Annotated in this window: 11 protein-coding genes; 7 read left to right on the forward strand and 4 right to left on the reverse strand. The window is 74.7% G+C overall.

The annotated features are described in order from the left end of the window. Positions 1-2 precede the first annotated feature (2 nt). Positions 3-1310: a CaiB/BaiF CoA-transferase family protein gene (locus BI06_RS26630; RefSeq protein WP_233290300.1), complete on the reverse strand. Its 1308-nt coding sequence runs from the start codon at positions 1308-1310 to the stop codon at positions 3-5. Between the two features lie 205 nt (positions 1311-1515). Between BI06_RS26630 and BI06_RS26635 the strand changes: the two genes are divergently transcribed. From BI06_RS26635 to BI06_RS26650, 4 genes are all read left to right on the forward strand, one after another. Then, positions 1516-2667 carry a hypothetical protein gene (locus BI06_RS26635; protein ID WP_051741912.1) on the forward strand — a complete coding sequence of 384 codons (1152 nt, stop codon included), beginning with the start codon at positions 1516-1518 and terminating at the stop codon, positions 2665-2667. Beyond that, complete coding sequence (locus BI06_RS26640) at positions 2664-4010, forward strand: sensor histidine kinase (RefSeq protein ID WP_082558698.1); 1347 nt, start codon at positions 2664-2666, stop codon at positions 4008-4010. Before BI06_RS26635 ends, BI06_RS26640 begins: the two co-directional genes overlap by 4 nt. 68 nt (positions 4011-4078) lie before the next feature. Further along, entirely contained in the window at positions 4079-4765 is a 687-nt protein-coding gene (locus tag BI06_RS26645) for a response regulator transcription factor (RefSeq protein ID WP_043472125.1), read from the forward strand. Positions 4766-4939: 174 nt separating this feature from the next. Continuing rightward, complete coding sequence (locus BI06_RS26650; RefSeq protein ID WP_051741914.1) at positions 4940-5602, forward strand: Pr6Pr family membrane protein; 663 nt, start codon at positions 4940-4942, stop codon at positions 5600-5602. An 81-nt stretch (positions 5603-5683) separates the two neighbouring features. On the opposite strand, the gene BI06_RS26655 is transcribed toward BI06_RS26650, so the two are convergent. Both BI06_RS26655 and BI06_RS26660 read right to left on the reverse strand, forming a co-directional pair. Next, positions 5684-6055, reverse strand: a complete 372-nt coding sequence (locus BI06_RS26655; RefSeq protein WP_030391174.1) for a hypothetical protein — start codon at positions 6053-6055, stop codon at positions 5684-5686. Between the two features lie 28 nt (positions 6056-6083). Further along, positions 6084-6296 carry a hypothetical protein gene (locus BI06_RS26660; RefSeq protein ID WP_030391175.1) on the reverse strand — a complete coding sequence of 71 codons (213 nt, stop codon included), beginning with the start codon at positions 6294-6296 and terminating at the stop codon, positions 6084-6086. Positions 6297-6533: 237 nt separating this feature from the next. Between BI06_RS26660 and BI06_RS26665 the strand changes: the two genes are divergently transcribed. Next, a complete protein-coding gene (locus tag BI06_RS26665) occupies positions 6534-8159 on the forward strand; it encodes a S41 family peptidase (protein ID WP_051741917.1) in 1626 nt (541 codons plus the stop codon). Positions 8160-8162: 3 nt separating this feature from the next. Here the strand turns inward: BI06_RS26665 and BI06_RS26670 are convergent, their stop codons facing one another. Then, positions 8163-9770 (reverse strand): ABC-F family ATP-binding cassette domain-containing protein, encoded by a 1608-nt coding sequence (locus BI06_RS26670; protein ID WP_043472128.1) that lies wholly within the window; start codon positions 9768-9770, stop codon positions 8163-8165. 526 nt (positions 9771-10296) lie between these two features. On the opposite strand from BI06_RS26670, the gene BI06_RS51205 reads away from it, so the two are divergent. Next, positions 10297-11607 carry a serine protease gene (locus BI06_RS51205; RefSeq protein WP_051741919.1) on the forward strand — a complete coding sequence of 437 codons (1311 nt, stop codon included), beginning with the start codon at positions 10297-10299 and terminating at the stop codon, positions 11605-11607. A 158-nt stretch (positions 11608-11765) separates the two neighbouring features. Then, on the forward strand, positions 11766-13403 hold the full coding sequence (locus BI06_RS26680) for an ABC-F family ATP-binding cassette domain-containing protein (RefSeq protein WP_030391179.1): 1638 nt from the start codon (positions 11766-11768) through the stop codon (positions 13401-13403). Positions 13404-13422 lie beyond the last annotated feature (19 nt).

The raw sequence follows: 13422 nt of genomic DNA on the forward strand, positions 1-13422 counted from the left end.
GTTCAGGCGGTCGGCGGTGCGGGGGTGCGGGCGGCGGTGGTGGACGCGGCCGGACCGGCGGGCCCGGCGGGCCCGGCAGGCTCGGCCGCGAGCGCGGGTACGCCCCAGTCGCGGGCGACCTCGGCGGTGTCGGCGCCCGGCCGGGCGGGCGGGCGGCGCAGCGCGCCGGGGGTGGCGGAGAACCTGGGCGCGGGGGCCGGCTGGGTGACGCCGTCCGCCTCGACATAGGTGCCCCGGCCCACCAGGTGCTCGTGCGCGTGCGCCTGCCGCATCGTCAGCACCGGTTCCACGCAGGCGTCCGACCCGGCGAAGACGGCCTCCCACTCGGCGCGGGTGCGGGTGGCGAAGCGCGCGGCGATCCGGGCCCGCAGCTCGGGCCAGCGGGCGGTGTCCCACTGTGCGGGCGCGTCCGGACCGAGCTCCAGCAGCCGGGCGAACTCGGCGTAGAACTGCGGCTCCAGCGCGCCGACCGCGAGGTGGCCGCCGTCGGCAGCCTGGTAGACGGCGTAGAACGGGGCCCCGCCGTCGAGGAGGTTGACGCCGCGCCGGTCCTGCCACCGGCCGCCGGCGAGCAGTCCCTGTAGGACGGCGGTGAGGTGGGCGGCGCCGTCGACGATGGCCGCGTCCACCACCTGACCGGCACCGGTGGCGCGGGCGTGGTGGAGGGCCGCGAGCAGGCCGACGACCAGGTAGAGCGAGCCGCCGGCGTAGTCGCCGAGCAGGTTGGCGGGGAGGGCGGGCGGCCCGTCGGGGGCGGCCGGGGAGGCGCCCGGAAGGGCGGCGGCAGTCGACGGCGGGACGGCAGTCGACGGCGCGGCGCCCGTCGGGGCGACGAGGCCGAGGACGCCGGCCACCGCCGTGTACCCGATGTCGTGCCCGGCCCTGGCGGCCAGCGGCCCGTGCTGCCCCCAGCCGGTCATCCGCCCGTAGACCAGCGCCGGATTGCGGGCCAGGCAGGCCTCCGGCCCGACCCCGAGCCGCTCGGCCACCCCCGGCCGGTACCCCTCGATCAGCAGATCGGCGCGGGCCACCAGGTCGAGCACCCGCCCCGGCCCCTCGGGGGCCTTGAGGTCGACGACCACCGAGCGCTTGTTGCGGTTGGCGATGTCGTACGCCGGCTCGATGCCCAGCGGTGAGGGCTCGGGGCGGTCCACCCGGACCACGTCGGCGCCGAGGTCGCCCAGCAGCATCGCGGCGAACGGTCCGGGCCCGATCCCGGCGAGTTCGACCACCCGGACCCCGGCCAGCGGCCCACCCGGACCACCGCCCGCACCGACGCCACCACCGCCGCGCACACCGCTGTCACCCACGGGCGCCACGGCCCCTCCGAGGATCGACGAAGTCTGACAGTAAAGCTGTAACACTCGCGATGATAGGCAAGCGACTCGCCGGTAACAAGACCTCCGGCCTCGTCCGCCGGGACGGTCGCGGCCCGCCCGGATCCCCCCAGCGGGGGAGGCGGATCCGGTCTCCGGACGACGCGCGGGCCGCCGGGCCCGCGGGACCGTGGGGCACATGACCTCGATGCTCCCGCCCCGCACACCGGCCCCGGCCGCGCCGCCCGCCACGACGCCCGCTCCGGCCCCGAACGGCGTACCGGCCACCGCGCCCCACCCCGCCGCACCGGTCGGCCGGACCCACCCCGCCGGACCGGTCGGCCGAGTCCGGGCTGCGGCAACCTGGACGGCCGTCGCGGCGACCGTGCCCTACCTCGGCCTCAAGCTGCTCTGGCTCACCGGCCACCCGGTCGGGGCCGGCGACGCCGACGCCATGGACGACCTGTGGCTCGTCAACCTGCTGACCTTCGGCATGGACGCCGTCGCCGTCCTGCTCGCCCTCTCCTTCGTCCGGCCGTGGGGGCGCCGGGCGCCGGCCGGACTGGTGGCCTTCCCGATGTGGGTCGCGACCGGACTGCTCGGGACCGTCCTGGTCGCCCTGCCGCTGTTCCTGCTCTCCACCCTGCTGCTGGGCCCGGACCAGGCGCCGGCCGGTGCCGACGACGGGCCGAGCGGCTGGGTGTTCCCGGTGGTGTACGGCGGGTTCGCCGTCCAGGGGGTGGCGCTGATCACCGGCTTCCTGCTGTACGCGCGGGAACGCTGGGCCGGGCTGCTGCGCCAGGACCGGATCGGCGACCTGCCCCGCTCCCCCACCCTGACCACCCAGCGGGCCTTCGCCTGCGTCGCCGCTCCGCTCGCCGCCGGGGTCGCGGCGGCCCGGGTGTACTGGGCCTGCGGGGGGACGACCGGGCTGCCGCTGGAGTGGCAGGAGTACCGCGGCCGGGGCGTGGCGGTGATGGACGGGGTGACGGCCGTGATGGCGGTGGCCGCCGGCGCGGCACTGATGCTGCTGGTGTTCCGGGGCCGTCCGGGGTGGCGGCTGCGCGGACCGCTGGCCGTGGTGTGGACGGCGGCCGGGTCGCTGTTCGGCTGGGGGTCCTGGCAGTTGGTGGCGTTCGGGACGTTCACGGCGGCGCCCGACCCGCGGCGGGCGGTGCCGGGCCTGATGACCCTGGTGGAGGCCGCGCAGGTGGTGACCGGGCTGCTGGTGCTGGCGGTGGGCGCGATCGCCCTGGCCGAGCGGTCCGCGGCCCGCGCCGTCCCGGACACCGCGTGGGCCACGGCGGTCCCGCGGTCCGGCCGGGCCGCTGACGTAGAGTCTGCGCAATGATCACGGGGGCGGGGGCCGACCGGCACACGGACGCGGGCACGGACGCGGAGCACAGCGGAGACACGGAGACCGGCCGGGGCACGCGCCCCGTCCGCCGCGCGCTGCGCGCCCTGTTCGGGCGGCAGGCCCGGCTGCGGTGGGTGCACCTGGTGCTCGGCGGCGCGCTGCTGATGCCGTACTGGCTGCTGTCGACGGTCCTGCTGGGCTCGCTCGACCCGCGCAAGGGCCCTCTGCTCCAGGTCCTGCTCTACTTCGCCGCCCTCGCCGCCTCGCTCCCGATGGCCGCCGCCACCGCACTGGTACCGACCGTACGGGCACTGGAGGGCGCGGCCGCCCTGGCGCTCTGCGCACCCGCCCGCGCGGACGAGGTGGCCACCGGACCGGCCCGGTCCTGGGCGGCCCGGCGGCGGACGGCCGGCTGGTTCGTGCTGCACCTCGCGTTCGGCGGCATCGTCAGCGGGATGACGCTGACCGCCACGCCGTTCGCGGTGATGCTGATCCTCCAGCCCACCGGCTTCGAGGAGTTGACCCGGTTCTGGGAGGACCGCGGCGTGCCGGGACCGCTGCCGGGACCGGTACTGGGCCTCGCCCTGCTCGCGCTGGTCGTCGGCACCAGCGCCGGCCTGGGCGGCCTGCTGGCCCGCTGGGCACCCGTGCTGCTCGGCCCGACCCCGGACGAGCGCCTGGCCGCCGCCGAACGGCGCGCCACCGTACTCGCCCAGCGCAACCGGCTGGCCCGCGAACTGCACGACTCGGTCGGCCACGCGCTGAGCGCCGTCGGCATCCAGGCCTCGGCCGCCGCCCGGGTGCTGCGCACCGACCCGGAGTTCGCGGCGGAGGCGCTGGCCGCCATCGAGGAGACCGCGCGGGGCGCCGTCGCCGAACTGGACGCGGTGCTGGGGCTGCTCCGCGAGGAGGAGCGAGGCGAGGCCGAGACGGCCGGGCCGACCCTCGCCGGACTGGACGACCTGCTTCGGCAGCTCGCCAGGACCGGGGTGACGGTGGACGCCGAACTGGCGCCGGGCCTGGACCGGCTGCCGCCCGGGTTCTCCCGCGAGGCGTACCGGATCGTCCAGGAGGGGCTCACCAATGTGCTGCGGCACGCCGGGCCCGCACCGGCCCGGCTGCGGGTCTCCCTGGCCGAGGAACAGGTGGGGATCGAGCTGACCAGTCCGCTCGACCGGCTCCGGCCCGGCCGGCCCGGCGGCGGGCGCGGGCTGCGCGGGATCGGCGAACGCGCGGCGGCGCTGCGCGGCGACTGCGAGGCCGGGCCGACGGACGACGGAACGATGTGGCGGCTGGCCGTCCGGCTGCCGGTGGGAACGGGAGGAGAGCAGCGGTGAACGGTTCGAGGAGTGCTTCGAGGAGCACGGCGGGGGTCGAGGGAGCGTCGGCGGGCGGCAGCGACCCGGTGCGGGTGGTGATCGCCGACGACGAGCGGCTGGTGCGGACGGGCCTGCGGGTGGTGATCGACGCCGAACCGGACCTCACCGTGGTCGGTGAGGCCGCCGACGGCGCCGAGGTGGTGCCGCTGGTGCGCGAACTGCGTCCGGACGTGGTGCTGATGGACGTCCGGATGCCCGGGATCGACGGCATCCGGGCCACCGAGCAGTTGGTCGGCGGGATGGCCGAGCCGCCCCGGATCCTGGTGGTCACCACCTTCGAGCACGACGACCACGTCTACGACGCGCTGCGGGCGGGGGCGGCCGGCTTCCTGCTGAAGCGGGCCCGGGCGGAGGAGATGGTGCAGGCGGTGCGGCTGATCGCGCGCGGCGACTCGCTGCTGTTCCCGGCGGCCGTCCGCGAGCTGGCCCTCCGCTACGGGGCTCCGTCCGCGCGGGACGCCCGTCCGGCGCCCGGCCGGGGGGCCGACCCGGGTCGGGGCCGTTCGCCGATCGAGCGCCTGACCGAGCGTGAGGGCCAGGTGCTGCGGCTGATGGCGGCGGGGCTGAGCAACGGCGAGATCGCCGCGAAGCTCGCACTCAGCCAGGAGACGATCAAGACCCACGTGGGCGGCGTGCTCGCCAAGCTGGGCGCGCGGGACCGCACCCAGGCGGTCATCACCGCCTACGAGTCGGGCTTCGTCCTGCCGGGCTGAGTCCGGCGCCGGCGGCCACCCACCGAGGTGTCGGCCGAATGTCGCAGGGGCATCCACAGGGAATCCGGTGGGTGGAGGAACGTTTTTTCCCTCCCGCCGACCCACAGGTAGAGTGCGATCTTCCCCTTCGACGTCCGATACCTCCCGTATCGCCCGGAAAGAACTGGTGGCCGTATGTCAGTCCGGACCAGCCCGGCGCTCTGGTGGCGCGCCGGCATCGTGCTCTCGACCGCCCTCGGCCTGAGCCTCCAGACCGCGCCGCTGGTGTACTTCACCATCCAGAGCAATGTGATCGTGCTCGGCTACTTCGTCGGCGCCGTGTACTGGATGCTCAAGCGCGGGACCACCGACGCGCCCGCGCCCCGGCTGCGCGGCGCCGCCACCCTGTACATCCTGATCACCGGGCTGGTCTCGCACATCCTGCTGGAGCACGGCGCCAACCCGCTGCCCGGCCTGTTCGACGGACCGGACAAGCTCCAGCACTGGTCGTCGTTCTTCGTGCACTACGTCACCCCGGTGCTGGTGATCGTCGACTGGCTGGTGTTCCGGCCCCGCAACGCCTCCTCCTGGCGGGACATCCCGCTCTGGCTGACGTTCCCGCTCGGCTACGCGGCGCTGGTACTGGTCCGCAACGCGCTGTTCTCCAACTACCCGCTGCCGTACCCGTACTTCTTCTTCGACCCGACCACCGAGGGGTACGGCTACGTCTGGGGTCAGATCGCCCTGCTGACGGTCGAGTTCGTCGCACTGGCCGCCGTCGTGGTCGGCCTGGACCGGCTCGGGACCCTGGTCCGCACCCGGCTGGGGCGGGACAACGGCACCCCGGCCGAAGCCTGACGCCCAGTCGGTTCCGGTCCGGCATCGGAACAGCAGTCCGGCGTCGGAGGAGCCGTCCGGCGTCGGGGCAGCCGTCCGGCCTCAGATCCGCCAGGACCGGATCCGGTCGGCCGCCGCGAACACGTCCGCCCGCCCCTCCGCGATGTCCCGGGCCAGCTCGACCAGCGCCCCGTACGGCGGATCGACGCCCTCGCCCGCCGCGTGCATGTACGCGGCCGTGGCCATGCAGGCGTAGAGGTTGTTGCGCAGCGGCAGCGGGCGCAGCAGCACGATGGTGTGCATCAGGGTGGCGGCGCACCAGGCCGGATCGGCGTCGTGGCCGAGCTGAGCGGTGTTCACCCGGTGCCGTGCGACGGCCGCCTGGAGTGCCGAGTAGTCGCGCACGCTGAGGTCCTCGGGCGAGGCCAGCTCCTGGATGTCGAGCAGCCAGCGCAGATCGACGCGCGGCAGCATCATCGGCCCCCTCCCGTGACGGCTCCGCTCAGGCGGCGGGCGCGTCCTCCGGGAACGCCCGGTCGAACTCCTCGCGGTGCTCGTTCCAGAACGCCACCGCGTGGGAGACGAACACCCGGCGCTGCTGCTCCCGCACACTCAGGTCGTGGACATACGCCTTGACACTCTTTCCGTCGGCGGCGGCGGCCTCGCGGATGGCGGCGAGTTCGTGCTCCGTGTACTCGATGTTGAGTGCTGGCATGGCGCCGATGGTACTGGAGCTCACAGGAGTTGGACACTGAGTCGACAACCCTGACAGCACTCGGGGGAGCCTCTGGTCCGCAGGTCGGAGCCGGGTGGGCCGGAGCCTACCTCCGGGGTCCAGGTGGGGACAGATCCGCAGGTTGACGTGCCGAAACCGGTCGGGCCCGTACCGTCGGCCGTGGGCGGCGGAGAGTTCCGCGGGGGGAAGCCCGGACCGGAAACGGCAGGGGACGAGATGGGTATCGGACGGCGGAGGCCGACGGCCGGAGCAACCAGGACGGCGGGGGCCGCGAGGGCTGCGGGGGCGGCCAGGACGAGCGGGGCGGCCAGGGCGAGCAGGGCGGCGGGGGTCGCGGCGGTCGCGCTCGCGGTCACGGCGGGCACCATCGGCACGGCGGGCGCCGTCGGCGCCCCACCGGACGGGGACGGCGACGCGCGGCGGCCGGGCGTCAACCGGCTGGAGGGGGTCTGGCAGACGAACGGGTACGGCATCCTCGTCGAGGTCCACGGAACGGCCTTCACCACCTACGACGTGACCCGGGTCAGCTGCACCCCGGGCTTCTTCTCCGGCGCCCAGGTCGGTGCGCCCGGACGCGACGGCACCGTCCGGTACGGCCAGTCCGGCAAGGCCTACGCCTCGTCCTCGCTCACGCCCCGGGGGCGCGATCGGGCCGTGTACCAGGAGGACGGCGCCGCCTCCGCCAGGGACCTCACCCGGCTGCCCGGCGGCCTCCCGGCCCAGTGCCGGCAGCCCGCCCCGCAGGACGCGCTCTCGGCCTTCGACCGGTTCTGGGCGACCTTCGAGGAGAACTACCCCTTCTTCGCTGCCAAGGGCATCGACTGGCGCGCCAAGGGTGCGCAGGCGCGGGCCGGCATCACCCCGCAGACCAGCACCGACGACCTGCAGAAGATCATCGTGGACCTGCTGGAACCGCTCGGCGACGCGCACACCGCGCTGGGCCGCAAGCGCCCCGGCGGCGGGTACACCGGCGTCTTCGGCGGGCTGCGCCCGGGCACCGCGGAGCCCACCGACGAAGTACGGGAGCAGGCGGCCCGGGCGGTGGCCGCCCAGCTCCTCGCCCCCGAGCGGACCTTCGGCCAGGGCCGACTGGGGGTCGGCGAACTCCCGGGCGGCATCGGCTACCTGCGGGTCAGCGCCTTCGACGGCTATGTCGAGGACGGCCCCTACCAGGACCACGCCGCCGAGCTGGACAAGGCGCTGGACCTCCTGCTGGCGCACCCCGAGCGGCTGAACGGCCTGGTGGTCGACCTGCGGCTGAACGGCGGCGGGTCGGACCGGCTGGGACTGCGGATCGCCTCCCGGCTCACCGACCGGCCCTTCCTGGCCTACCGCAAGGTGGCCCGCAACGACCCGGCCGACCCGACCGGGTTCACCCGCCCCCAGCCGAGTGTGGTCCGCCCCGCCGTCGGCACGACCCGGTACACCGGACCGGTCGCCCTGCTGACCGCCGGCTCCACCGTCAGCGCGGGCGAGACCTTCACCCAGGCGATGGCGGAGCGGCGGCCGGCACCCGTCCGGATCGGCGAGAACACCCAGGGCGTGTTCTCCGACATCATGTTCAAGCCGGTCTCGGCCGACCTCGTGGCCGTCCTGCCGAACGAGAAGTTCCTCACCCGCTCCGGCAGCACCTTCGACGGACCGGGCATCCCGCCGAACGTCCGCACCCCGGTGTTCACCCCGGAGGAGCTGGGCCAGGGCCGCGACTCCGCCCTGACCGAGGCCCGCAGGATCCTCTCCGCGGGGAGCACCGGAGCGGCGGACACCGCGGACGCTGGGGACGCCGCGGAGGCCGCGGACGCCGCGGACGCCGCCGCAGCCGCCGGGGCCGGCCCCCGCTGACCGTCACATCGGATCCACCGTCCTCAACTCGCCGTCCAGCTCCAGCCACCGGGTGATGCCGAGGCCGCGCAGGAACGGCAGGTCGTGGCTGGCGACGATCAGCGCCCCCTGGTAGGCGGCGAGTGCCTGGGTGAGCTGGCGCACGCTGGCCAGGTCGAGGTTGTTGGTCGGCTCGTCGAGCAGCAGCAGCTGCGGCGGCGGGTCGGCCAGCAGCAGCGCCGCCAGGGTGGCCCGGAACCGCTCGCCGCCGGAGAGCGTGCCGGCCGGCTGGTCCGCCCGCCCGCCGCGGAACAGGAACCGGGCCAGCCGGGCCCGGATCGCGTTGTCCCCCGCGTTCGGTGCGAACAGCTTGACGTTGCCCACGACGGTCAGCTTGTCGTCCAGCAGGTCCAGCCGCTGCGGCAGGTGCCGCAGCGACACCGGGGCGGTGATCGTGCCGGAGAGCGGGGCGAGCTCACCGGCGACGGTGCGCAGCAGGGTGGTCTTGCCCGCGCCGTTGCGGCCGACCAGGGCGATCCGCTCGGGCCCGCGCAGGTCGAGCTCCGCGGTGATGCCGTGCGGCAGCCGCACCCGCTCCAGGGTGAGCACGGTGCGCCCGGCCGGAACCGCGGTGCGGGGCAGGTCGATCCGGATCTCGGCGTCGTCCCGCACGGCCTCCTCGGCCGCGGTGAGCTTGCGCCTGGCCTCCTCCAGCCGCTCGGTGTGCATGCCCTGGAGGCGGCCGGCGGTCTCCTGGCCCTGGCGTTTGAGCTTGCCGGCGACGATGTGCGGATCGTTGCGGGTGACCGAGCGCTTCTTCCCGTAGCTGGCGCTGCGATCCAGCCGCGTCCTGGCGTCGACCAAGTCCCGCTTCTGGCGCTGGACATCGGCCTCGGCGTGGCGCAGCAGCCGCTCGGCGGTCTCCTGCTGGGCGGCGACGGTGCGCTCGTAGTCGGTGAAGTTGCCCCCGTACCAGGTGACCTGGCCGTCCCTCAGCTCGGCGATCTGGTCGACGTGCTGGAGCAGCTCGCGGTCGTGGCTGACGATCACCATCACCCCGCCCCAGCCGGCCACCGTGTCGTAGAGCCGCTCGCGGGCGGCCCGGTCGAGGTTGTTGGTCGGCTCGTCGAGCAGCAGGACGTCGGGGCGGCGCAGCAGCAGGGCGGCCAGCCGCAGCAGGACGGCCTCGCCGCCGGAGAGTTCGCCGGTGGTGCGGTCGAGGCCGAGCCGGCGCAGGCCGAGCCGGTCGAGCAGGGCGCGGGCGCGCTCCTCGACGTCCCAGTCGTCGCCGATCGCGTCGAAGTGGCGCTGGTCGGTGGATCCGGCCTCGACGGCGTGCAGGGCCTCGCGCGCGGCCCGGACGCCGAGCGCCTCGTCGACCCGCAGACCGGTGTCCAGGGTGAGTCCCTGCGGGAGGTAGCCGATCTCGCCGCCCACCTTCACCGTGCCGGAGGTGGGCGTGAGTTCGCCCGCGAGCAGGCGGAGCAGGGTGGACTTGCCCGCGCCGTTGAGCCCGATCAGCCCGGTGCGGCCGGGGCCGACGGCGAGGTGGAAGCCGTCGAGGACGGGCCTGCCGTCCGGCCAGTCGAAGGAGAGGTCGGTGCAGAGGAGCGAGGTGGTGGGTTGTGCCATGGAGGCCTCCCGAGGGTCTGCCGGACGCGGCCGGTCACCGGACGTGGTCGTGGGACGGCACGGGGAGACACCGCGGGTGCGGGCGGGACCGGGAAGGGGCCGGGACGGGGCTCGGGTCGTCAGAGCGACGGGGGACGCCGGGCCGGCTCACCACTGAGGTCGGGCACTCGCACACTCACGGACCGCGCGGGCAGCACTGGGGCTGCGGCAGGGCAGCGAAGGCGCTGCGGCGCGGCGGGGGCGGTGTCTCGGGACCTCAGTAGAGCAACGGCCTTCTCCTGTTCTGGCGGGTGGCAAGGATCACGCTACGAAGGCGCCCCGGTGGTGTGCAACCGGTTTTTTCGGTGCCGATCGCGTGCCGATCCGGTGACAGCCCCGTCCCGGAACGGCCGACTGCCGGAAGCCGTCCGCCGCACATGGCAGACTCCTCCCCTGCCACTCCCGCCACACCCGCGGCCCGTCCGCCGCACGGTCCGTGGCGGGCACTCACATCCGTGGCGTGCATTCACAGGGGGAACCGAACATCATGTCATCGATATCCCGGGCGACGCGTGCCGCGCTGGGCGCCTCCGTCGTCGCTCTGACGATGGTCGTCGCGACCGCGTGCGGCCCGGACAACAGCGACCCGGCCGCCGCGCCGACCGCCGGGGCTCCGGGCGGGACGACCGCCGCGGCCACCGCGGGCGCGACCGACAAGCCGGGCGGTCTGCCGCCGATCAAGCTGCCGACGGCCGACGAGCTGAAGAAGTGGAACTTCGACGACTGGGACAAGTGGGCCCAGCAGAACGTCGTCTCCCCGGCCGTGAAGGGCTTCTGGGACCTGCAGAAGATCCTCAAGGCCAAGCCCTACAAGCCGGGCCCGGGCAGCCAGCCGACCGCGCCGGCCACCGCGCAGCCGACGAGTGCCGCGCCGGCGCAGCCGACCACCCCGCCGCCGGCGCAGCCGACCGCGGCGCAGCCCACCACCGCCGCCCCCACCCAGCCGGGCGGCAGCGGCGGTACCGGTGGCGGCACCGGTGGCAACGGCGGCGGCAGCCAGAACGACCCGCAGCCGAAGCTGGTCGAGATGAAGCCCCTCCCGCACCCGTTCGCCAAGCCGGCCCACGTCAACGGCAAGCTGTTCTTCCAGGACGGCAAGCAGGACTACGTCTGCTCCGGCACGGTCGTCTCCGACCCCGCCAACCCGGGGAAGAGCAACCTCGTCTGGACCGCCAGCCACTGCCTGCACGGCGGCAAGGGCGGCAAGTACCACACCAACATCACCTTCGCCCCGGCCTTCAACAGCAGCGGCGCGGTGAGCGCCGGCAAGCAGGGCACCCTCGCCGACGCCGAGCCGTACGGCGAGTGGGGCGCCGTCGCGGGCATGGTCGCCCCGCAGTGGACGGCCGAGGCCGACCCGGAGAACGGCGGCCCGTGGAGCCAGTACGACTTCGGCATCCTCAGGGTCGCCAACCCGGACGGCAGCGCCAAGTCCCTGGAGGAGGTCGTCGGCGGCTCGGTGCCGGTCTGGTTCAACGCCCCGCGTGAGCAGATCGCCTCGGTCAGCACCTACGGCTACCCGGCCGCCAAGCCGTTCGACGGCATGGAGCTGGAGCACTGCGAGGCCGGCAAGCCGGCCCGCCGCTCGATGGACCCGTCCCGCCCGACCATGCTGATGACCGGCTGCAACGGCAGCGGCGGCGACAGCGGCGGCGGCTGGTTCACCACCAAGGACGGCAAGCAGGTGCTGGTGTCGGACACCTCCATCGGCGGCTCCGACAACACCTGGGAGGCCGGCCCGTACCTGGACGACGTCGCCCAGCACGCGCTGGAGTACTTCTCCAAGAAGAGCAAGTGACCCCGGTCACCCGCTGAACTCCCCGCCGGGGGCGGTGGCACCGCGCGTGCCACCGCCCCCGGCGGCGTTTCCGGCGGCACTGACGACGGCACTGGCGACGTCACCTCCGGCGGCACCCGCCCGGTGCGCTCCCCGACCCGCCTAGAATCGACGACATCATGAGCGCCACACTCGTCGTCAAGGACCTCGCCGCCGGCCACGGCGAGCGCACCCTCTTCTCCGGCCTGGACCTGGTCGTCGCCCCCGGCGACGTGATCGGCCTGGTCGGCGTGAACGGGGCCGGCAAGTCGACCCTGCTGCGCCTGCTGGCCGGCCTGGACACCCCGGAGGGCGGTTCGCGGCGGCTCAGCCCCGCCTCCGCCAACGTCGGCCACCTCCCGCAGGAGCCGGAGCGCCGCGCCGACGAGTCGGTCCGCGACTTCCTGGCCCGCCGCACCGGTGTGTCCGCCGCGCAGGCCGCGCTGGACGAGGCCACCCAGGGCCTGGTCGACGGCACGCCCGGTGCCGACGACGCCTACGCGGAGAGCCTGGACCGCTGGCTGGAGCTCGGCGGCGCCGACCTGGAGGACCGGGCCGAGGAGGTCGCCGACTCGCTCGGCCTCAGGATCTCCCTGGACCTGCCGATGACCGCGCTCTCGGGCGGCCAGGCCGCCCGGGCCGGCCTCGCCTCGCTGCTGCTCTCCCGCTACGACGTCTTCCTGCTCGACGAGCCCACCAACGACCTCGACCTGGACGGCCTGGAGCGGCTGGAGTCCTTCGTCAAGGGCCTGCGCGCCGGCACCGTGGTGATCAGCCACGACCGCGAGTTCCTGGCCCGCACGGTGACCAAGGTGCTGGAGCTCGACCTGCACCAGAACCAGGTCAACCTGTTCGGCGGCGGCTACGAGGCGTACCTCGAGGAGCGCGCCACGGCCCGCCGGCACGCCCGCGAGGACTACGAGGAGTACGCCGACACCAAGGCGGGCCTGGAGGCCCGGGCCCGGATGCAGCGCGGCTGGATGGAGAACGGCGTCCGCAACGCCCGCCGCAAGTCCAGCGACAACGACAAGATCGGGCGCGCGATGCGCACCGAGTCCACCGAGAAGCAGGCCGCCAAGGCCCGGCAGACCCAGCGGATGATCGAACGGCTGGACACGGTCGAGGAGCCCCGCAAGGAGTGGGAGCTGCGGATGGAGATCGCCGCCGCGCCGCGCTCCGGCTCGGTGGTCGCCACCCTGCGCGGGGCCACCGCCCGGCGCGGCGACTTCGTGCTCGGCCCGGTGGACCTGCAGATCGACTGGGCGGACCGGGTCGCCATCACCGGTGCCAACGGCGCGGGCAAGTCCACGCTGCTGGCCGCCCTGCTGGGCCGGCTCGAACTCGACTCCGGCAGCGCGGCGCTGGGCTCCGGCGTGGTCGTCGGCGAGGTGGACCAGGCGCGCGGGCTGTTCCTCGGCGGGGAGCCGCTGCTGGAGGCGTTCGCCGCCGCCGTCCCGGAGCTCGCGCCGGACGAGGTCCGCACCCTGCTGGCGAAGTTCGGGCTGAAGGCGGTGCACGTGCTGCGCCCCGCGGACACCCTCTCCCCCGGCGAGCGGACCAGGGCGGCGCTCGCGCTGCTCCAGGCGCGCGGGGTGAACCTGTTGGTGCTGGACGAGCCCACCAACCACCTGGACCTGGCGGCCATCGAGCAGTTGGAGTCGGCGCTCGCCTCGTACACCGGCACGCTGCTGCTGGTCACGCACGACCGGCGGATGCTGGACACGGTGGCGGTGAACCGGCGGATCGAGGTCGGCGGCGGGCGGGTCGCCGAGCTGTAGCCCGGAATCCGTGAGCACT

It is taken from the genome of Kitasatospora sp. MBT66 (assembly GCF_000710405.2).
GTDB lineage: Bacteria > Actinomycetota > Actinomycetes > Streptomycetales > Streptomycetaceae > Kitasatospora > Kitasatospora purpeofusca.

What these genes read in the sequence shown, in the direction of transcription:
- BI06_RS26670 (WP_043472128.1), bottom strand. Translation starts at nt 9,770, where the DNA reads ATGGCACAACCCACCACCTCGCTCCTCTGCACCGACCTCTCCTTCGAC.
- BI06_RS26635 (WP_051741912.1), top strand. Translation starts at nt 1,516, where the DNA reads ATGACCTCGATGCTCCCGCCCCGCACACCGGCCCCGGCCGCGCCGCCC.
- BI06_RS26665 (WP_051741917.1), top strand. Translation starts at nt 6,534, where the DNA reads ATGGGTATCGGACGGCGGAGGCCGACGGCCGGAGCAACCAGGACGGCG.
- BI06_RS26650 (WP_051741914.1), top strand. Translation starts at nt 4,940, where the DNA reads ATGTCAGTCCGGACCAGCCCGGCGCTCTGGTGGCGCGCCGGCATCGTG.
- BI06_RS51205 (WP_051741919.1), top strand. Translation starts at nt 10,297, where the DNA reads ATGTCATCGATATCCCGGGCGACGCGTGCCGCGCTGGGCGCCTCCGTC.
- BI06_RS26660 (WP_030391175.1), bottom strand. Translation starts at nt 6,296, where the DNA reads ATGCCAGCACTCAACATCGAGTACACGGAGCACGAACTCGCCGCCATC.
- BI06_RS26655 (WP_030391174.1), bottom strand. Translation starts at nt 6,055, where the DNA reads ATGCTGCCGCGCGTCGATCTGCGCTGGCTGCTCGACATCCAGGAGCTG.
- BI06_RS26680 (WP_030391179.1), top strand. Translation starts at nt 11,766, where the DNA reads ATGAGCGCCACACTCGTCGTCAAGGACCTCGCCGCCGGCCACGGCGAG.
- BI06_RS26640 (WP_082558698.1), top strand. Translation starts at nt 2,664, where the DNA reads ATGATCACGGGGGCGGGGGCCGACCGGCACACGGACGCGGGCACGGAC.